The following is a 19,688-nucleotide window of genomic DNA, read 5'->3' on the forward strand; positions in this document are numbered from 1 at the left end:
ATGGCTCGTTATATTGGTCCAAAATGCAAACTCTCTCGCCGCGAAGGGACAGACCTGCAACTTAAATCTGGCGTTAAACCATTTGACGTCAAAACTAAAAAAGCTAACAAAGCACCTGGTCAACATGGTCAGGCACGCGGTGGTAAGCAATCTGAGTATTCACTACAATTACGTGAAAAACAAAAAGTCCGTCGTATTTACGGTGTGTTAGAACGTCAATTTAGTAACTACTATAAAGAAGCAGCTCGTGTTAAAGGCGCAACAGGTGAGAACTTGTTGAAATTGCTTGAAAGCCGTCTTGATAACGTTGTTTATCGCATGGGTTTTGGTTCTACACGTGCAGAAGCTCGTCAGTTAGTAAGTCACCGTAGCATTACTTTGAATGGTCGTCGTGTAAACATCGCATCTATTCAAGTTAAAGCTGGTGATGTAATTGCGGTTCACGAAGGTGCTAAACAACAATTGCGTATTAAAAACGCGATTGAGTTAGCTGCACAACGTGGTATTCCAGCTTGGATCGAAGTTGATCATTCTAAGCTTGAAGGTACGTTTAAAGCTGCACCAGATCGTTCTGATTTACCTGCTGAAATCAACGAAAGCTTGATTGTAGAATTGTATTCTAAATAATCCTTGAGGTAGCAATAATGACGCGTACTGCAAACGAGTTTCTAACTCCGCAAGCGATCAAGGTCGAAGCGGTAAGCGGGACCTCGGCAAAAGTGATTCTAGAACCTTTAGAGCGTGGTTTTGGCCACACTCTAGGTAATGCTTTACGTCGCATTCTATTGTCTTCTTTACCTGGCGCTGCTGTGGTTGAAGTAGAAATAGAAGGTGTCGAGCACGAGTACAGTACTTTAGAAGGCTTGCAGCAGGACATCGTCGAGCTCTTGCTGAACCTAAAAGGATTGTCTATTAAGCTGTTCGATCAAAATGAAGCATATTTAACATTAGAAAAACAAGGTCCTGGCGATATTACTGCTGCTGACCTTCGTTTACCTCATAATGTTGAAGTGGTTAACCCAGAACATTTAATCGGTACTTTAAGTGCTTCAGGCTCATTAAAAATGCGCTTGAAAGTTGCTCAAGGTCGTGGTTATGAAACATCTGATTCTCGTTTCCCTGAAGGTGAAACGCGTCCTGTTGGTCGTTTGCAATTAGATGCTTCTTATAGCCCGATTAAACGTGTTTCTTACACCGTTGAAAATGCGCGTGTAGAACAACGTACCGATTTAGATAAACTGGTAATCGACCTCGAAACAAATGGAACGGTTGATCCTGAAGAAGCAATCCGCAAAGCGGCAACAATCTTGCAACAACAAATTGCAATTTTTGTTGATCTTCAGAAAGACCAAACTCCAGTTGCTCAAGAGCCTCGTGAAGAAGTTGACCCAATCTTGCTTCGCCCAGTAGATGATCTAGAGCTTACTGTTCGTTCTGCTAACTGTTTGAAAGCAGAAAATATTTACTACATTGGTGATCTTGTTCAACGTACTGAAGTTGAGTTATTAAAAACTCCTAACCTTGGTAAAAAATCGTTAACAGAGATCAAAGATGTTTTGGCATCGAAAGGCTTACAACTCGGTATGCGTCTTGAAAACTGGCCACCAGCTAGTCTTCGTATGGACGACCGTTTTGCCTATCGTAGCCGTTAATTAAGTAGGACTATCACCATGCGTCATCGTAATAGTGGTGTGAAATTAGGCCGTACAAGCAGCCATCGTAAAGCGATGTTCCAAAACTTGGCTAATTCTTTATTTGAACACGAGTTGATCAAAACAACTGTGCCTAAAGCTAAAGAATTACGTCGTGTTGCTGAGCCTTTAATCACTCTAGCAAAAAACGATACTGTAGCAAATCGTCGTTTAGCATTTGCTCGTACTCGTAATGCTGCAACTGTTGGTAAATTATTTACCGTACTCGGCCCTCGTTACAAAGAACGTAACGGCGGTTATCTACGTGTTCTTAAAGCGGGCTTCCGTGCTGGTGATGCAGCACCGATGGCTTACGTTGAGCTTGTAGATCGTGAAGTAAACACTTCAGCTGAATAATTGATTTTATTCAAAAAAGACCGGTTTTATACCGGTCTTTTTTATTTCTATTCACAAAATAAATTATAAAAATGTCCTCAAGTGACATAAAAAAGCAGATAAACGGTCAAACTTGACATTGTGTATTGTCAAAATTGTGTTTTAATAAACTTATATTCTCAACAATGGGTATAAAAATAAAATGGAAAAGCAAGTTGATATTTTAATCATTGGCGCAGGTATTTCAGGAATCGGAATCGCTGCCCATTTGTCAAAAAATTCACCACAAAGACAATTCGAGATTTTAGAACGTCGTGAGTCTTTTGGTGGAACGTGGGATCTTTTCCGTTATCCTGGTATCCGTTCAGATTCAGATATGTCTACTTTTGGTTTCAACTTTAAACCATGGTGTAAAGCGAATGTATTAGCTGATGGTGCTTCTATTAAAGGATATTTAGGTGAAGTAATTAGTGAATTTAAATTAAAAGAAAAAATTCATTTTGGTCATCGCGTACTTTCTGCTAATTATGATTCGGCTTCAAAAAAATGGCAGGTTGTAGTCGAAGATAGCAATAAAAAACAGCAGACTTGGATTGCCAACTTTGTTGTAGGTTGTACAGGTTACTATAATTATGATCAGGGCTATGCACCTTCTTTCCCAAATCAAGAAGCATTTAAAGGCCAACTCATTCACCCACAGCATTGGCCTGAAAACTTAGATTATGCAGGTAAAAAGGTGGTTATTATTGGTAGTGGTGCAACAGCGATTACTTTAGTACCAGCAATGGCTAAAGGTGGGGCTGGTCATGTGACGATGTTGCAACGTTCACCAACGTATATTGCTAGCGTTCCTTCTATCGATTTCATCTATGAAAAAACGCGTAAATTTATGTCTGAAGAGGCAGCTTATAAATTTACCCGCGCACGTAACATTGGTATGCAGCGCGCTATTTATGCGTTGTCTCAGAAACATCCTAAAACTGTACGTCGTTTACTTTTAAAAGCAATTGAAGTGCAGCTTAAAGGTAAGGTTGATATGAAGCATTTTACACCTTCATACAATCCTTGGGATCAGCGTTTATGTGTAGTGCCAGATGGGGACTTGTTTAAGATTTTACGTGAAGGCAAAGCAAGTGTAGAAACTGATCAGATCGACAAATTTACTGAAAAAGGTGTTTTACTTAAATCTGGCAAACATCTTGATGCTGATATCGTTGTTTCTGCAACAGGACTACAAGTTCAGATTATGGGTGGAGTTCAGGCTACTCTTGATGGCAAACCAATCAACTCATCTGAACATATGCTTTATAACGGCATAATGCTAAGTGATGTGCCGAATATGGCTATGATTATTGGCTATGTGAATGCCTCATGGACACTCAAAGTAGATATAGCTGCCGAATATATTTGTCGCTTATTAAACTATATGGACAAAAATAGTTATGATGAAGTGATTCCATCGGGTGATAAGACTGTGATGGAAGAAGATACAGTAATGGGTAAACTATCTTCAGGTTATATTAACCGTGCAGCACATGAACTTCCTAAACAAGGTAAGCGTGCTCCATGGCAGGTGACTAATAACTATTTAGAAGATAGAAAGTCTTTGAAAAATGCAAAATTTGAAGATGGCATTCTTCATTTTCATAAGCGTTCTGAAGCGAATGAGCGTAAACCAAAATTAGTATCTTAAGTCGTATGAAATAAGAAAAGGGGCGTAATGTCCCTTTTCTTATGAAGGTATTAAAGTGTTCTTGAAATTAATTCTTTCATGATTTCATTTGTACCTGCATAAATTCGGTTTGCTCGATGATCAATGTATGCGCGTGCAATTGGATATTCAAGCATATAGCCGTAACCACCATGCAATTGAAGACATTCATCTACAATCTTCGAGAACATATCAGAAATTTTATATTTAGCAGCAGCTGCAGCTTCTACACTTAATTTTTCTTCAAGTTGTAATTCCATACAACGATCTAAATATGTCCGGCAGAAATCGATTTCTGTTCTAAGTTCAGCAAGTTTAAAACGTGTATTTTGAAATGCACCAATAGGTTTACCAAATGCTTTTCGATCTTTTGTATATTGAACAGTATGTGCAAATGCTGCTTCAGCACCTGCCTGACAAATAATAGCAACTAAAATTCGTTCCCATGCTAATTCTTTCATGAGCATGATAAAGCCCATACCTTCCATGCCTAAAAGGTTTTCTTTAGGAACACGAACGTTATCAAAGAATAATTCGCAGGTATCTTGGCCTTTCATACCGATTTTGTTTAGAGGTTTACCTTTACTAAAACCAGCACGATTTGCTTCTACAATAATTAAGGATAAGTTCGCCGAACCTTTATCACTATTACCAGTCTTACAAACGACTACGGCCATATCGCATAAGTAGCCATTTGTAATAAAAATTTTAGAACCATTAATGACATATTCGTCACCATCAAGTACGGCGGTGGTTCGTACCGCTTGTAAATCTGAACCAGTGCCTGGTTCAGTCATTGCAATAGCAGTAACAACTTCTCCGGTTGCCATTTTGGGTAACCATTTTTGTTTCTGTTCTTCATTACCAAAATTATTAACGTAATTAGCAACAATATCAGAATGTAGAGAAAAACCAGTACTTGAGTCCATCGCATATGCTTGTTCTTCAATAAGAATCATACTGTATAGGCGATCTACCCCAGAGCCACCATATTCCTCTGGCATTGTGGTGCAAAGAAGTCCTAATTCTCCAGCTTTATTCCAAAGATCTCGGTCAACATGTTGCTGTTTTTCATATTTCTCTATATTGGGAACGACTTCCTTTTCATAGAATTTACGCACTGTCTCACGGAAGGCTTCATGTTCTTCATTGAATAATTTTCTCGGTAACATATTTGGAATAGGACGGATGGCACCAGATTGCATTTGTATTTCTTCCTTGGTTCAGGTGTGATGTTATGCCCTAAACATACGTAAGCATTTCAAGCCCCACAATGTGATGAATGCTCAATTATGCGGACAAGATGATAAATTTGGTCAATTTGATATTTTTAGCGATCTTTAGGATGTGATCAGGTAAACTAGGCGCACTATCAACACAGATGGGGACGTAAATGTCTGACGAAATGACCTTGGAAGAACGTAAAGTAATTTATCGAGCACGCCGTGGCTTAAAAGAAATTGACGTCTATTTTGACCCGTATGTAAAAAATTATTATTTAAAAGCTGATCCAGCAGAAAAAGCATTATTTGCAGAGCTAGTTGATCAAGAAGATCCAGATTTATTAGATTGGTTCATGGAAGTTTCTGAGCCTCCACGTACTGAGTTACGTGAATTTATTTATAAACTAAAACAGTATGTGCATGGCTAAACTGTTTTGATAAAAGAATTAAATTTTGAGCTGAAATATAGCCGTGTCTCGGTAATATTTCAGCTTTTTGTTGGTTTGGGTTTAGCAATCCTGCTTTATCAATTATTAACACCGATATGGTGGCTATGTGCTGTCATTCTTCTATTTATTGGTTTTATTTTCTTTCTAAAGCAAGCCCAAATATCTCAAATTGAATATTTAGATCAAAAATTATGGTCGGTTACATATTTTTCGAAAAAAGAAATTTACCGTGCGGAAATTACTAAAATAATTGATTATCAGTTATTTGTAGTTATTTATCTTGAAGAAACTCCTACGAACATAGCTATTGTTTGGTTCGATCAGCTTCCTATTCAGCAGTGGAAAAGATTAAAAGTTTTAGAAAAACTCTATTAATTGTTAGACAATTCTACATTTGTATATTTATTTAAAAATTATATAAAACAATAATTTAATAATTTTTTTCTTTATTAAACTTCAGATTGTCTAATTAAAATATAGAAAAAAGCCAAGGAAATATGATTGTCTGACAATTTCGCCTATGGGTAGCTATTTGATCGGTTAAAGTACAAACACCAACGTAAAGTGTGTCGGAGGTCTCAAAATGGAGATGCCAACATGGTCGTTCTTGGTCATTGCCATAATTCTGGCAGTGGTGATAGGAAGAGCAGGAACTTTACTCAGGGAACATCTTAACAAAGTTAGTTTTAACAAGGTTAAGAGACAGAGGATGCAAGGTCGTCGATCAGTCAATTATTAAAATTGGTTAATCGATTAATTTCATCAAGTGTCCAGTTTATAACTGGGTGCGATTGTAGTAAGGAGGTCTCTCATGGAGATTTCAATGTGGATGTTTCTGTTAATTGCAGTCGTTATGGCTGTAGTAGTAGGAAGAGCAGGAACTTTACTTAAGGATTATATAGAACAAAAATAATATAAGCCGTTAAAAGCTTATCCCAGTTAATAAGTAGCATGTGCTGAACCGTCGCAATGCTACTTTTTTTTGCCTAAAATTTGTGTTTCCTCGAAAAACTGTCAATTTTATCTGCTGTGAAGTGTGTCAAAGTATAAGCGCTACAATTAGAGTAATTACTCTTTTATTCAAGATATGCATCTGCTAATGTACATCTGAAAAGGAAAAAACAAATTACATAGAGGACAGGAAGATGTCTAAAGTCCAAAAAATAAGCCAAGGTTTGGCGGTGAGTTTTCTTGCAGCTTCAGTTTTATCAGGTTGTTCATACGTCGTGAAAACCGGAGCAAATGTTGCTCTAGGTTTTACGGAAAAGCACGTCGTTCCACCTATTTTGGCAATGCAAGATGCTGAAATGGTATGTAACACCGGTAGTGCGTTAACACCTGCAATCATGTCGACTAAAGGGATGGGTGCAGATCCGACACGTGTTGCAGTATTAATGTATGCAGCATCAGGTGTATGTGCGGAAAATCAAGCTTTAGAACAAGAACTGCGTTATTTACGTGCTTCAAAAGCAGGTCAAGTGACAGAAGCCCAAGATGCACGTATTGCACAGAAGCGTTGGGCAGCAATTGCAGCTGAACGTCAGTATACAGGCTATAAATTATTTGCTGATCGTTGGGAATCTAAATATAAATATCACTTAGGTGACTCTTGCCCAACGATGCGTAATGATACTGATCAAACCGTTTATTTACTTGGCATGATCAGTGGTCTTCAGGCTGTGACCAACGATATTAACTCAGGCGGCGCAGTCAATGTTCCTAAAGATATTGCTGCTATTGTAGAGCGTGGCATGGTTTGTCTAGATAATGAAAAATTCTGGGGCGCCCCTAACGCAACGCGTGCAGTTATCTGGACTTTATTGCCAGGTGCTGATGAAGGGAAACCTGATCCATACCAAACTTTAAAACAGTCAATTCAGATTGGTGAGAAAAAAGGTGTTCGCCTATCTCATGCCTTATATGCCGTAGCTGCTCAAGCAAGCGGTGATGATGCAAAAATCCGTGATGCATTAAGATCTTATGCAGCGTCTCAAGCTGATGACAAACCTGTCAATCCTAACTTTAAGTTAATCGATAGTATGGCTGGCCTTATTGTACGTGGTATTTCTGACCGTTACTGGACTGAGCATACTGGTGTACGTACCGGAGATGATGGCATGTCTCATTTCTGGGATGATAAGAATGAAGGTGCAGCAGAGCTAGATGAGTTGTTTGATGGGGGAGCCGCTTCTGAAGTTCCTGCTGATTCATCTGCCCCACCAGCAGCGCAGTAAAGAATATTTGAAAGGCTAACTTCTTGCGAGTCTATTGTTAAGTTCTACAATAATCGTAAGAAGTTTAATTTCAAGGAGTGTGCCATGAAGGATCATGTACTGAATAGTAAAGTGCTTCTGGTCGCAGTGTGCATTTCCATATCTGCTTGTCTACAGGTGTTTCCCGATACTTTTATTTATTGGCGCGAAAGTTTACTTGGCGAATTCTGGCGTTTATGGACTGCACATTGGGTACACGTTGGATGGGTTCATTTCCTTTTAAATATGATGGCATTCGCCTGTTTACCCTTTATCTTTCCGCATACAAAAGCATGGCATCTTCTAAGTCTACTTTTGCTATTGCCACCTTTTATTAGTTTGGTGTTCTACTTTTATTTACCTTATATCGAAGCTTATGCGGGCCTATCTGGTGTCTTACATGGGCTATATACAGCGGTTGCTTTAGTCTATCTGCAATATCGTAAAGAGCGAAATTTTGCTTTGCTAGTTTTAGGGTTAATTATTGCTAAACTTATATGGGAAAACACTTTTGGGCAAACAGGGACCGCTCAGTTAATAGGGAGTCCAGTTTTAACTGAAGCTCACCTATATGGAGCAATTGGTGGCGCAATCTTTGGAGGATGCTATTGGCTTTTCCAGAGATTAAAAAAGAAACATTGACAATACAAACTGTTAAAAAAGAGATTTTAGTCATTCTTTATTAACAAAGTTTGATGCAAATTTGATCGTTGAATAAAGGGATTGGTAGAAGGGGGATGGATTTAACCCCTGACCAAGAAAAATTGCATGACTCAATTCTTTAATTTTTAGGGACTTGAGAGAACAAAATTGGAATATTTATGCAAGAACATCAAGAAAAAAGATCTGGATTAGGTCTGCTGGGTTATATCTGGAACGAATGGATCTCAACATTCGTCATCCTCATTCTGCTATTAATGACGCTAATTATTGGTACCGGGGAAATGATCCACGGACAATTATTACGTATCGGGGAACGTCTTTATGGCGACCCTGCTACAGGTATGCAATATTCTTTTTTGCGTGCTGAGCCTGAAAAGCCAACTTGTGATCGACATCCAAATATCGAGGCTCAAGTAAAAGAACAAATGAAAGCGAACGCGTCTGATGATTTTGCGAGTTTCTTTGGTGCAGCATCGGAAAGTGATGTCCGTGCATCACTACTCGCAGCGCAGCAACAATGTGATGAAAAATATCAGGCGTATGATAAAACTATTAAATATATCGAAGCTAACCCAGGGGTACGTACTTACCGTGCTATCGAGACAGGTTTCTTTGGTATTTTTAAATTTGGTACAGAGAACCGTGCCATTTTACTAGTCTTTATGGTGCTGATTTCTGCGATTACTGCATCGTTGAAATATCACCATATTGGCTTGCGTAATCCAGCAACAAAAATAGATTACAAAGTGTATTCCCTGTTTATGTTGATTGGTAATGCACTACTTAGCTGTTCTGTCATTAGTCAGTATCGTTCAGTCATAAATTCTGGGGTAACACCTACCTATGAAACAGTAACGATTTACTGGATCTGGATGATTCTATTTGTTGTTCTGACTTTAATTAGTTTGTATCAATTATTTGTTTCACCTCCACCAAAGCGTGAAGGCGGGAATATAGGCTTAGCCTTATTATCGGTGCCTTTATACGCTTACATGGCCCTAATTACAGGCATTGTATTTACGTTCTTTATGGATTACCCAATGGGGCAAGGTATTTACCTTGGTTTATTGGTTGAGTTCTCGGGTATCTTCTTAAACCTTGCCTTGTTTATTTGGGCAGGTATGCTTTTAACTCAAACACGCGTTATGGACTTGTTCCTTAATGTGCTTCGTCCATGGAACTTGGCACCAGAAACCTTAACTTGGTTAATTCTAATTGCTGCTGCTGTACCAACAGCTTATACAGGTGCATCAGGTATTTTCGTTATCGCAGCAGGTGCAATTATTTATAAAGAAGTCTGGAATGCGGGTGCTCGCCGTCAATATGCTTTGGCTGTGTCTGCAATGTCAGGTTCTTTAGGGGTAGTTGTACGTCCATGTCTACTGGTCGTTTTAATTGCAATGCTTGATAGCCGTCATGTTACGTCGGATGAGCTATTTGGGCATGGTATTTATGTATTTTGGTTAACTGCATTTATTTTCTTGGGTGTTTCACTACTTTTAGCTGAAGAAAAATTCCGTGTGAATTCACCAAAAGTTGCGATTCCGGGCATGATGCGTGCCTTTGTACCTGTAATTCCATACATTCTGATCACTGCTGTTGTTCTTGCGATCTATAAATATGCATTAGATACAGGAATGAACGAATTTACTGCACCAGTAATTTTGCCATTAGTTCTGATCGCAATGATCTTGTATGACAAATTGGTTGCGACTAAAGAAGCGCCTGCAATCAATATTCATGAAGCGATTGTTCGTGAACACGAACAAAAATCACCATTTCTTCGTGCACATGATCCCCATAGCTCTCAATACCGTCTCGGTTTTGGTGGAGCACTTCGTTTTGCGACCTCAGAAACTGTAGGTCATATCGGTGCTTTAATTATCTTGATGGCATTGTCCGCAAGTGTAGGTGGTTTAATTGAACGCTCTGAAGTGGTCGAATTATTACCGACTCATTTGGGCAGTATTTACATTTCACTTGCATGTATTGCGCTATTACTTGCCATTATTGGTATGTGTACAGATCCATTTGGTGCTGTAATTTTAGTTGCTGCAACTATTGCGCCTGTGGCATACGAAAATGGTATTCATCCAATTCATTTCTGGATGATTGTGTTGGTTGCATTCGAGTTTGGCTATGTAACACCGCCAGTTGCCTTGAACCATCTCTTAACAAGACTATCTGTCGGAGATGATGAGGTGAATGCTGCTGATGCTGAAGCGAAAGAGAAATATACAAGCTTCTACTTCCGTTATGAGCGCTGGTTGCTACCAATTATTGTCTTGTTCTCATCATTGGTATTAGTGACTTATGTGCCATATGTATTTAAGTTGTTCGATTGGTATAAATAACTTAAATCAAAGTATTGGTTATACAAAAAAGCCTTCCTAAATGGAGGGCTTTTTTAATAAGTAGATTGAGTAAATTTAGAACAAGATGATTAGAATTATTTAAATCCGGCCAAAAAAGCTAAAGATGTACAGCTTTAGCTTTTTTTAAGAGTTCATTGAAAAACTATTGCTGTTTAAGCTGAGCTTCAAGCAATTTAACTTGTTCTTCTTTGAGTTTAGTTAGTTGATCCGCATCTGCATGCTGAGCTTTTAAGGTGGCTTCCTGATCTTTTAGCTGGCGATGAATATCTTCAAGTTTAGATACTTCTTCTTTTGCTAAAGACTCTTGTGCTGGGACAGGCTCTTTAAGCACATTTTCACTGACAAGTTGCTGAGAGCTTGCATTTTCAGCTAAGGGTTCAGAACTTGGTAATGGCTCAGCTGGTTTCGGTTTAGCAGGAGCAGGAGTCGAGACAGGTTGTGGATCAACCAGTGGTGCTGACGACTCGGTTTTTTTTAAAAACCATTGCGCTGCAAAAAAAAGCACTACGAGAATGCTTAAGCCCCCAATTAAAATCCATAATAATTTTGAGTTTTGTTTTCTTTGTAGTGGCATGTTTAAGACCTTTAGTCGGGACGACGTGGCTTGAACTGTATTACCCCAATTTCATCCGGTTCAGCAGGTGTTTCAGGCTCATCAACATGAGTCGGACGATTTTCGCTATAACCGCATTCGATACATTCAATCCATTCGTCTTCTGCGGTGGTTAGCATGATAATCCGATCCATGGCTTCACATTTTGGACATTTTGCCCCAGCAATGAAACGTTTTTTCATCTTTATCACCCTAACCACACGATCAATTTAGGCCCATAGTTTAAGCGGTTTTGTTGTCATTCGTCCAACCTTGATGACGTAACAATGCGTCAATTTTAGGCTCGCGTCCGCGGAAATTAACAAATGCCTCAAGCGCCGTGTCTTTTCCACCCACAGCTAGAATTGCCTGACGGAATTCTTTACCTGTTTGAGTGTTAAAAATGCCTTCATTTTCAAAACGATCAAATGCATCACTTGCTAAGACTTCTGCCCATTTGTAAGAGTAATAACCTGCGGCATAACCGCCCGCAAAAATATGACTAAAACTATGTTGGAAACGGTTGTAGTCGACAGTAGGAACGACCGCATATTGCTTACGAATATCGTTTAAGGTTTGCTGAATTTGCTCACTGTTCAGGGCTGGCGTTTTGGTGTGAATGGTCAAGTCAAATAATGCAAATTCAAGCTGACGTAAAGTTTGCATACCAGATTGGAAGAAGCGAGCATTTAATAAAGCATCTAGTAATTCTTGTGGCAAAGTCTGTTTACTATCGATGTGTTCACTTAATACATCTAGACTTTCTTTATCCCATGACCAGAATTCCATAAACTGGCTTGGTAGTTCTACCGCATCCCAAGCAACACCATGAGTTCCTGCAACCGAGATATTATCTACTTCGGTCAACATATGATGTAAACCATGTCCGAACTCATGGAACAAAGTAATCACTTCGTCATGAGTCAATAAAGCAGGTTGGTCACCTACTGGAGGAGTAAAATTACACACCATATAGCAAATTGGTTTTTGTAAACCATGAAGCGTTTGCATGCGCGAGCGGAAGCCATTCATCCATGCGCCACCACGTTTACCTGTACGCGCATAGATGTCAAAGAAGAAGCCACCAATCACTTGGCCTTGGTCTTCTAATTCAAAATAACGTGCATCTGGATGCCAGACAGGTGCTTGTCTTTCAATAATATTAATGCCGTATAGACGCTGCACAATCTGGAATAATCCCTGAATAACTTTAGGGGCAGGGAAATAAGGTTTTAACGCTTCTTGAGATAGGTTGAATTGTTGCTGTTTCAGCTTTTCAGAATAGTAAGTTGTATCCCAAGGTTTAAGCTCATCCACACCATCTTGTTTAGCAATATCTTGAAGTTCTGCAACTTCTTGAAGCGCAGGAACACGCGCATGTTCTGCTAGGTCAACCAAAAACTCATGTACTGTTTTTACGTCTGGCGCCATTTTGCTTGCCAGAGAATATTCAGCATAGTTATTGAAACCAAGTAGTTTCGCCATTTCCTGACGAAGACTCAAAATTTCTTCCATAATTTTACTGTTATCAAACTCAGCTTGTTCAGACTGATCAGATGCACGAGTTACATAAGCTCTATAAAGCTCTTCACGCAATGCACGGTCATCTGCATAAGTCATGATTGCAAAATATGCTGGGAAATCTAGGGTTGCTACAGCTTGGTCAAGTTCACGTTGTTTGCCGTACTGTTTTAATAACTCAATATTACTTTCTGGAAGACCTTTTAGCTGATCTTCGGTAAGTGGTTTAAAGTAAGCTTGTGTTGCATCAAGTATGTGGTTTGAAAAATCAGAAGAAAGCTGTGAAAGACGCGCAGAAATTTCTGCATAACGTTTTTTCTCTTGACCCTCTAAGGCTACACCTGAAAGTTTAAAGTCACGTAAAGCTAGACGGATAGCACTTTGCTGTGCAGGGCTAAGAGAGCTATAACCTTGACCATCATGGATGTGTTGATAGGTTTGATAAAGCGCCGTGTGTTGACCAAGCTGAGTGTAATATTCACTTAATGCTGGTAATAAAGATTGATAGACTTCTCTCGTTTCTGCATTGCTCATTACCGCATTTAAATGCGATAAAACGCCCCATGATTCACTTAGATTATTTTCAAGCGTATCGACTTGCTCAAGTACGGCAAGTTGCTGAGCTGCATCTGTAGGTGCAGCCGTAAGAGTATTTAAAAATTCCTGACCTGCTTGGATCGCTTGCTGGATGTCTTGTTTTAAATTTTCTAATTCAATTTGGTCAAAACGCGGAGTTGGTAAAGTCGCTTGCTGTAAAGTCATTGCTAATAGCCACATTATTTTTTAAACATGGTATTAGATGTAGGTCCTCTCAGGCTGGAAATCAAGCTTAATGTGTAAAATAACCCTTTTTAAAAAGAAATAAGCCTCCTATTGGAGACTTATTTCTGAAGTGTGATAATTATTTACTCACTATTCAGCCTTTGATTTTGCATTCGACTTTTTCTTTTTAGGCTTAGATTTTTTTTTCACCTTTTCTGATTTAGTCTCGGCTTTTGCTGAGGTTTTCTTACCAGATTTTTTGGTGTAAGAACTTGGCTTACTTTTTTCTTTCTTTTTGTGAACAGGTCTTTCACCATCACTGCTGACAGTTGGTTTACTGAAAACTTCTTCAGTCGCCTGCGTAGTAGTTTTAGTCGTACGCGGCGCACGGCTACGAACTACTCGGCCTGCATGGGTAACTTGCTTAATGAGCTGGAAGTCAATTTTACGTTCTTCCAGATTGACACCAGCGACCTGAATTTTAACTTCATCGCCCAAACCAAAGACTTGACCACGATTTTGACCTACTAGATTTTGACTCGCTTGGTCATAAATAAAGAAGTCATCGCCGAGTTGGCTAATATGAATCATACCATCGACATATAGATCTTTCAGTGTCACGAATAAACCGAATTCGGTCACCGCACTTACAATACCAATGAATTCATCACCTAGATGCTGCTGCATGTAGTGACATTTCAACCAAGTTGTTACGCTACGAGAAGCTTCATCAGCACGGCGCTCTGTTTGAGAGAAATGTTCACCTGCATCATCTAGCGCAGCACCAGAGAGTGGATAAGGCTTTTGTTTTAAGTGAGCTTTAATGGCACGGTGTAATAATAGGTCTGGGTAACGACGAATTGGCGAAGTGAAATGCGTATAAGCTTCATAAGCCAAACCATAGTGCCCTGCATTTTTTGCGCCATAATAAGCTTGCATCATTGAACGTAATAAGACGGCATGAATACTTGGTGCATCAATACGATCTTTAGTTGCTTCAATTACTCTTTGATAGTCTGCTTGAGTTGGTTGGTCAGGGAAGGGTAGCCCCAGTAATTTAACAAAGTCTTTTACTTTCTGAATACGTGAGAACTCTGGAGCTTCGTGCACGCGATACAACATTGGAACATCATGTTTTAATGCATATTCAGCTGCAGCAACGTTAGCAAGTAACATGCACTCTTCAATAAGTTTATGTGCTTCATTACGTGTACGTGGCAAAATTTCTTTAATCCCGCCTAGCTCATCAAAAGTCATGTAAGTTTCAATGGTTTCAAATTCCATTGCATGACGATCAGCACGTAAATTTTTCAAAATCTGATAAAGCTGGAAAAGCGTATTTAAAGATTTATGAACATCACGATCTTTTGGAATCGCATCTGTTGCGCCGTCAAAATATTGTGCTACCTGTGTATAGGTCAAACGTGCTTTTGAATGCATCACTGATGGATAAAAATCGTAACCAGTTACACGGCCTGTACGAGAGAGTTTCAAGTCGCAGACCATACATAAGCGGTCTACATGAGGGTTCAGAGAGCATAAGCCATTTGACAATGCCTCTGGTAGCATTGGTAATACGAAATGCGGGAAGTATACCGAAGTACCACGTTCCTCAGCTTCTTCATTGAGGGCTGAGTCTAAGCGTACATAATGGCTAACATCAGCAATTGCGACAACTACACGATAACCGCCACCTGGACGTTTTTCAGCATAAACCGCATCATCAAAATCTCGAGCATCTTCACCATCGATCGTAACTAATGCTAAATCTCGTAAATCAATGCGGCCTTCACGGTCTTGAGCAGATGGTTCTTTAAAGCTTTCAGCTTCTTTTATAACTTCATCTGGAAATTCGTAAGGTAAGCCAAACTCAAGAATAGTCTGCGGAATAATAATTTCTGTATCAGCTTTGTCGGCCATAGATTGAATAATATGCGCCGTCGCAAATTCTTCACGAGTCGGATAACTATCTATTGCGACACGTAGCATATCGCCAACATTTGCTTCAGCATGTGTTACCAGTTCTTTTTCTAAAGGAATAGGCTGGTGCTGATTTGGATTGTTGGGCTGAATAAAATATTCGCCATCGTGAACCGACAATTTACCAATTAATTGTTTAACACGATGTTGTAAAACTTCTGTGATAAATCCCCAAGGTTTGCCTTTACGATCAACTGAAGTCTGTCGCACTCTAACTCGGTCACCGTTAAAGACTAAACGTAATTCACGTTCAGGAAGTAAAAGGTCACTTTGACCATCAATATGTGCTGTGCCTAAACCTTTACTATTGATATAAACAGTTGCTTCATAGGTCGGTTGATCTGCCACCAACTGAAATTTAAACCCGTCTTTCATGATTTGGCCGTCACGAACCATAGCACTTAAGCGATGACTGAGTGCTTCAATACTTTTTTGGTCATGAATATTAAAATGATCGACAAGTTCTGCATGAGATTGCGGTGTCTGCAATTGTTCCAATGTATCTAAAATAAGAGTACGGCTTGGAATAGGATTGTCATAACGTTCAGCTTCAGCTTTCGCTTCGGGGTCAGCCCAGTTTTTTGTCATGTCGTTTGGTTTCACGCTTGGCAGATAAGTTTAGCATAAGTCATGCAGACCCGAACTGCACGTTTAGGTTTGCAATAATGTGTTATGCACTACAGTATTTTGATGAAGAAATAATATCTATCTTAACAAGCGTTTGATCTAAAAAGACGAAAATAATGAGAAAATTGCTTAAAAAATAATTCATTGAACTAAAAAACAAGAAAATTTCACTATGATGACTTGAACAATAGGGTTTTAGTTTGTATTATGGCGGCTCGTTCCGGTGAGGTGGATGAGTGGCTGAAATCACTTCCCTGCTAAGGAAGCATACCTATTACTGGTATCGAGGGTTCGAATCCCTCTCTCACCGCCATTTACTTAATGCGCTCATAGCTCAGCTGGATAGAGCACTTGGCTACGAACTAAGGGGTCGGGAGTTCGAATCTCTCTGAGCGCACCAAGTAAAATAGAACGAATCGCTGAAAGGCACACAAGTTACGCGCTCATAGCTCAGCTGGATAGAGCACTTGGCTACGAACTAAGGGGTCGGGAGTTCGAATCTCTCTGAGCGCACCAACTTGAAGAATTAACCGCTTTTATAGCGGTTTTTTTGTGCCTGTTTTTTAGTACTTTAAAAAATCTAAATTTATAACTTTTTAATTATATTAGAGATAATCATAAATGAACTTAGCTTTATTTGACTTTGACGGCACGATCACTCACAGCGATACATTCAGTCTATTCCTTAAATTTTCTTTAAATAAAAAAGCTCAAATACTAGGTGGTATTCGACTTGCACCTTATATAGCGGGTTATAAGCTTGGATGGGTAACCGATAAAACTATCCGAACTAAACTCTGTCAGGTGGGATACGTGGGCTATGATGCGGCTTCCCTAAAATATATGGGGCAAGAGTTTGCTAAAAATATCCTTCCTACCTGTGTGCGTCAAAATGCTTTGGAACGTATTCTCTGGCATAAACAACAAGGTGATCAGATTGTTGTTGTATCTGCATCATTAGGTGTTTATTTAGAAAGCTGGTGTCAATCTTTAGATTTAGACGTTATATGTAATCAACTTGAAATACGTGATGGTATTTTAACAGGTGATTTTATTAATGGTGATTGCGGTTATTTAGAAAAAGTAAATAGAATAAAAAACAATTATGATTTAACTCAGTATTCTACAATTTATGCTTATGGTGATACACCTAATGATTATGCAATGTTAGAGCTGGCTCATAAGAAATATTATAGATGGGAAGAAGTAAATTAATATTTAAAAATATATTAATAAATAAAGCCACTTGTAATAAGTGGCTTTATTTTAACGACTTATATTAAACAGTATTGAAAGAGTTTTCTAAGAAGTTATCGGTAAGTAATGATGTAGGTACGATAGTATGCGTTGTATTAGTTACGCTTGATACTGTCGACGTTACACCACCGAGTAAGCTACCCCCAGTTAATCCGCCTAGTAAATTAGAAATAACATCTAATCCACCTTCACCAGTCACACCGCCCGTTAAGCTACCCACGATATCTGTTACGATGCCGATAGGGTTGTCTGTACCGCCAGTAACGCTACCAGTTAAGCCGCCTAGAAGGTCGGTCACTAAGCCAAGAGGGTTATCATCATCTACGCTACCAGTTAAACCGCCAAGTAAATCAGTGACTAAGCCTAGTGAGCTATCCCCACCAGTTACCCCACCAATAGTTCCTGTCAATCCGCCAATGATTTCTGTTACTAAACCAGTAGCAGTTGTGCCATTTGTAATTAGCGTATCGAGAACACCAGTAGCAGATTCAGTAGCACCTTGAATGTCTCCACCCACTAGATCAGAAATGACTTCAAGTGTGCCATTTACTGTGTCACGAGAAGTTTCGAAAGTTAATGTGCCGAGGTCTGCAAGTTCAGAAACAGGATGTTCTGCTTGTGGAAGAATGCTGATAATTGTATCTGCAACTGTATCAATGCCAGTATTGATAATTTCAGTTTTTAAGCTTTCTACGCCCTGAAGAATATCAATACCGCCTTGAACAACATCAATCACTGGAGAGATTGGCGAAGTTCCACCACCGATACCACCAGTTACACCGCCAATAATGTCGGTAATTACTTCAAGCGGGTTACCGTCAACACCACCAGTTACACCACCGATGATGTCAGTAATTACTTCAAGCGGGTTACCGTCAACACCACCAGTTACACCGCCGATAATGTCAGTCACGACTTCAAGAGGATTACCACTAACACCACCAGTTACACCACCAATAATGTCGGTTACCACGCCAAGTGGGCTATCACCACTTGTTGCACCGCCGATAATGTTATTAATAATTCCAGTAGCAGTTGACCCATTTGTAATCAGTGTATCGAGAATACCGGTAGCAGATTCAGTAGCACCTTGAATATCGCCACCGACTAAATCAGAAACAACTTCAAGTGCACCGTTTACTGTGTCACGAGAAGTTTCGAAAGTTAAAGTGCCAAGATCTGCTAGGTCTGAAACAGGATATTCAGTTTGTGGAAGAATACCTATAATAGTATCAGCAACAGTGTCGATACCAGTATTGATGATCTCAGTTTTTAGGCTCTCTACACCTTGTAGAATATCAATGCCGCCTTGAACGACATCAATGACTGGAGCGATTGGAGATGTGCCATCACCGATACCGCCAGTTACGCCGCCGATAATATCAGTAATTACTTCAAGCGGATTACCGTCAACACCACCAGTTACACCACCGATAATGTCAGTAATTACTTCAAGTGGGTTACCGTCAACGCCACCAGTTACGCCACCGATGATGTCAGTAATTACTTCAAGCGGGTTGCCATCAACGCCACCAGTTACACCACCAACGACGTCTGTAATGCTTCCGACAACGTCAGTAACAATACCTGTAGCAGTTGTACCATTAGTGATTAATGTTTCAACGACACCAGTAGCAGACTCAGTTGCGCCTTGAATGTCTCCTCCCACTAGATCAGAAATGACTTCAAGCGTGCCATTTACTGTGTCACGAGAAGTTTCGAAAGTTAAAGTGCCAAGATCAGCAATTTCAGAAACAGGGTGTTCAGTTTGAGGAAGGACACCAATGATAGTATCAGCAACAGTGTCGATACCTGTATTGATGATTTCAGTTTTTAGGCTTTCAACACCCTGAAGAATGTCGATACCACCTTGAACAACGTCAATAACTGGAGCAATTGGAGAGGTTCCAAGATCAATACCGCCAGTTACACCACCCACAACATTGGTTACTGTTTCTAATGGATTTGTAGAACCGACAGTACCGGTTACAGTGCCAACCACATCAGAAATTAAGCCTGTTGTGGTTGTTGTCAGGGTGTTGGTTACCGTTGAAATTACATTAGAGAGTAAACCTGATGTAGAGATATTTACATCAGAAATGTTTATATCAGAAACGTTTACATTAACAGCGGAACCTGTGTTTACGTTTGTGTTTACCGATACAATATTACCCAAATCTTGAGTAATTTTTGATATCGAAGATACGAGGTTTGTTAGTAAGAACATGTTGGTCTATTTCCTATATAAT

Annotated in this window: 16 protein-coding genes and 3 tRNA genes; 13 read left to right on the forward strand and 6 right to left on the reverse strand. The window is 39.5% G+C overall.

All coding sequences use genetic code 11. The features are described from left to right. From rpsD to KIP84_RS02335, 4 genes are all read left to right on the forward strand, one after another. Window positions 1-627: a 30S ribosomal protein S4 gene (gene rpsD, locus KIP84_RS02320; protein WP_000135204.1), complete on the forward strand. Its 627-nt coding sequence runs from the start codon at window positions 1-3 to the stop codon at window positions 625-627. A 17-nt stretch (window positions 628-644) separates the two neighbouring features. Continuing rightward, entirely contained in the window at window positions 645-1,652 is a 1,008-nt protein-coding gene (gene rpoA, locus KIP84_RS02325; RefSeq protein WP_002116730.1) for a DNA-directed RNA polymerase subunit alpha, read from the forward strand. A gap of 18 nt (window positions 1,653-1,670) precedes the next feature. After that, the gene (gene rplQ / locus KIP84_RS02330) at window positions 1,671-2,048 is read left to right on the forward strand and encodes a 50S ribosomal protein L17 (RefSeq protein ID WP_002049717.1); all 378 of its coding nucleotides are present in this window, start codon (window positions 1,671-1,673) and stop codon (window positions 2,046-2,048) included. A gap of 181 nt (window positions 2,049-2,229) precedes the next feature. Beyond that, window positions 2,230-3,720 (forward strand): NAD(P)/FAD-dependent oxidoreductase, encoded by a 1,491-nt coding sequence (locus KIP84_RS02335; protein ID WP_213689249.1) that lies wholly within the window; start codon window positions 2,230-2,232, stop codon window positions 3,718-3,720. Window positions 3,721-3,770: 50 nt separating this feature from the next. Here KIP84_RS02335 and KIP84_RS02340 read toward each other — a convergent pair whose 3' ends face one another. After that, entirely contained in the window at window positions 3,771-4,943 is a 1,173-nt protein-coding gene (locus KIP84_RS02340; protein WP_213689250.1) for an acyl-CoA dehydrogenase family protein, read from the reverse strand. Window positions 4,944-5,131: 188 nt separating this feature from the next. Between KIP84_RS02340 and KIP84_RS02345 the strand changes: the two genes are divergently transcribed. From KIP84_RS02345 to KIP84_RS02365, 5 genes are all read left to right on the forward strand, one after another. After that, entirely contained in the window at window positions 5,132-5,389 is a 258-nt protein-coding gene (locus KIP84_RS02345; protein WP_002117064.1) for a succinate dehydrogenase assembly factor 2, read from the forward strand. Between the two features lie 6 nt (window positions 5,390-5,395). Next, entirely contained in the window at window positions 5,396-5,785 is a 390-nt protein-coding gene (locus KIP84_RS02350; RefSeq protein WP_014207739.1) for a hypothetical protein, read from the forward strand. Window positions 5,786-6,555: 770 nt separating this feature from the next. Further along, complete coding sequence (locus tag KIP84_RS02355) at window positions 6,556-7,644, forward strand: hypothetical protein (RefSeq protein WP_014207738.1); 1,089 nt, start codon at window positions 6,556-6,558, stop codon at window positions 7,642-7,644. 84 nt (window positions 7,645-7,728) lie between these two features. Further along, complete coding sequence (gene rrtA, locus KIP84_RS02360; protein ID WP_005078319.1) at window positions 7,729-8,304, forward strand: rhombosortase; 576 nt, start codon at window positions 7,729-7,731, stop codon at window positions 8,302-8,304. 179 nt (window positions 8,305-8,483) lie between these two features. Beyond that, on the forward strand, window positions 8,484-10,679 hold the full coding sequence (locus KIP84_RS02365; RefSeq protein WP_063097833.1) for a TRAP transporter large permease subunit: 2,196 nt from the start codon (window positions 8,484-8,486) through the stop codon (window positions 10,677-10,679). A 163-nt stretch (window positions 10,680-10,842) separates the two neighbouring features. On the opposite strand, the gene KIP84_RS02370 is transcribed toward KIP84_RS02365, so the two are convergent. The 4 genes from KIP84_RS02370 to rnr form a co-directional block, all read right to left on the reverse strand. Further along, window positions 10,843-11,274, reverse strand: a complete 432-nt coding sequence (locus KIP84_RS02370; protein ID WP_213689251.1) for a hypothetical protein — start codon at window positions 11,272-11,274, stop codon at window positions 10,843-10,845. Between the two features lie 11 nt (window positions 11,275-11,285). Continuing rightward, a complete protein-coding gene (locus tag KIP84_RS02375) occupies window positions 11,286-11,495 on the reverse strand; it encodes a YheV family putative zinc ribbon protein (RefSeq protein ID WP_002117042.1) in 210 nt (69 codons plus the stop codon). Between the two features lie 40 nt (window positions 11,496-11,535). Beyond that, window positions 11,536-13,590 carry a M3 family metallopeptidase gene (locus KIP84_RS02380; protein WP_213689252.1) on the reverse strand — a complete coding sequence of 685 codons (2,055 nt, stop codon included), beginning with the start codon at window positions 13,588-13,590 and terminating at the stop codon, window positions 11,536-11,538. 135 nt (window positions 13,591-13,725) lie between these two features. Then, the gene (gene rnr, locus KIP84_RS02385) at window positions 13,726-16,143 is read right to left on the reverse strand and encodes a ribonuclease R (RefSeq protein ID WP_213689253.1); all 2,418 of its coding nucleotides are present in this window, start codon (window positions 16,141-16,143) and stop codon (window positions 13,726-13,728) included. Window positions 16,144-16,404: 261 nt separating this feature from the next. Between rnr and KIP84_RS02390 the strand changes: the two genes are divergently transcribed. The 4 genes from KIP84_RS02390 to KIP84_RS02405 all read left to right on the forward strand — a co-directional run bounded on the left by KIP84_RS02390 (window position 16,405) and on the right by KIP84_RS02405 (window position 17,397). Further along, window positions 16,405-16,495, forward strand: a tRNA-Ser gene (locus KIP84_RS02390). A gap of 10 nt (window positions 16,496-16,505) precedes the next feature. After that, a tRNA-Arg gene (locus tag KIP84_RS02395) sits at window positions 16,506-16,582 on the forward strand. Between the two features lie 39 nt (window positions 16,583-16,621). Beyond that, window positions 16,622-16,698, forward strand: a tRNA-Arg gene (locus KIP84_RS02400). Window positions 16,699-16,803: 105 nt separating this feature from the next. Next, window positions 16,804-17,397 carry an HAD-IB family hydrolase gene (locus tag KIP84_RS02405; protein ID WP_213689254.1) on the forward strand — a complete coding sequence of 198 codons (594 nt, stop codon included), beginning with the start codon at window positions 16,804-16,806 and terminating at the stop codon, window positions 17,395-17,397. Window positions 17,398-17,461: 64 nt separating this feature from the next. On the opposite strand, the gene KIP84_RS02410 is transcribed toward KIP84_RS02405, so the two are convergent. Next, a complete protein-coding gene (locus KIP84_RS02410; protein WP_213689255.1) occupies window positions 17,462-19,666 on the reverse strand; it encodes a hypothetical protein in 2,205 nt (734 codons plus the stop codon). Between the last annotated feature and the right edge of the window lie 22 nt (window positions 19,667-19,688).

It is taken from the genome of Acinetobacter sp. BHS4 (assembly GCF_018454425.1).
In the GTDB taxonomy this organism is placed as follows: Bacteria; Pseudomonadota; Gammaproteobacteria; order Pseudomonadales; family Moraxellaceae; genus Acinetobacter; species Acinetobacter pittii.

Bases quoted from the DNA above. Each gene is read 5' to 3' on its own strand.
- rpsD (WP_000135204.1), top strand. From the start codon at position 1: ATGGCTCGTTATATTGGTCCAAAATGCAAACTCTCTCGCCGCGAAGGG.
- rpoA (WP_002116730.1), top strand. From the start codon at position 645: ATGACGCGTACTGCAAACGAGTTTCTAACTCCGCAAGCGATCAAGGTC.
- rplQ (WP_002049717.1), top strand. From the start codon at position 1,671: ATGCGTCATCGTAATAGTGGTGTGAAATTAGGCCGTACAAGCAGCCAT.
- KIP84_RS02335 (WP_213689249.1), top strand. From the start codon at position 2,230: ATGGAAAAGCAAGTTGATATTTTAATCATTGGCGCAGGTATTTCAGGA.
- KIP84_RS02340 (WP_213689250.1), bottom strand. From the start codon at position 4,943: ATGCAATCTGGTGCCATCCGTCCTATTCCAAATATGTTACCGAGAAAA.
- KIP84_RS02345 (WP_002117064.1), top strand. From the start codon at position 5,132: ATGTCTGACGAAATGACCTTGGAAGAACGTAAAGTAATTTATCGAGCA.
- KIP84_RS02355 (WP_014207738.1), top strand. From the start codon at position 6,556: ATGTCTAAAGTCCAAAAAATAAGCCAAGGTTTGGCGGTGAGTTTTCTT.
- rrtA (WP_005078319.1), top strand. From the start codon at position 7,729: ATGAAGGATCATGTACTGAATAGTAAAGTGCTTCTGGTCGCAGTGTGC.
- KIP84_RS02365 (WP_063097833.1), top strand. From the start codon at position 8,484: ATGCAAGAACATCAAGAAAAAAGATCTGGATTAGGTCTGCTGGGTTAT.
- KIP84_RS02370 (WP_213689251.1), bottom strand. From the start codon at position 11,274: ATGCCACTACAAAGAAAACAAAACTCAAAATTATTATGGATTTTAATT.
- KIP84_RS02375 (WP_002117042.1), bottom strand. From the start codon at position 11,495: ATGAAAAAACGTTTCATTGCTGGGGCAAAATGTCCAAAATGTGAAGCC.
- KIP84_RS02380 (WP_213689252.1), bottom strand. From the start codon at position 13,590: ATGTGGCTATTAGCAATGACTTTACAGCAAGCGACTTTACCAACTCCG.
- rnr (WP_213689253.1), bottom strand. From the start codon at position 16,143: ATGACAAAAAACTGGGCTGACCCCGAAGCGAAAGCTGAAGCTGAACGT.
- KIP84_RS02405 (WP_213689254.1), top strand. From the start codon at position 16,804: ATGAACTTAGCTTTATTTGACTTTGACGGCACGATCACTCACAGCGAT.
- KIP84_RS02410 (WP_213689255.1), bottom strand. From the start codon at position 19,666: ATGTTCTTACTAACAAACCTCGTATCTTCGATATCAAAAATTACTCAA.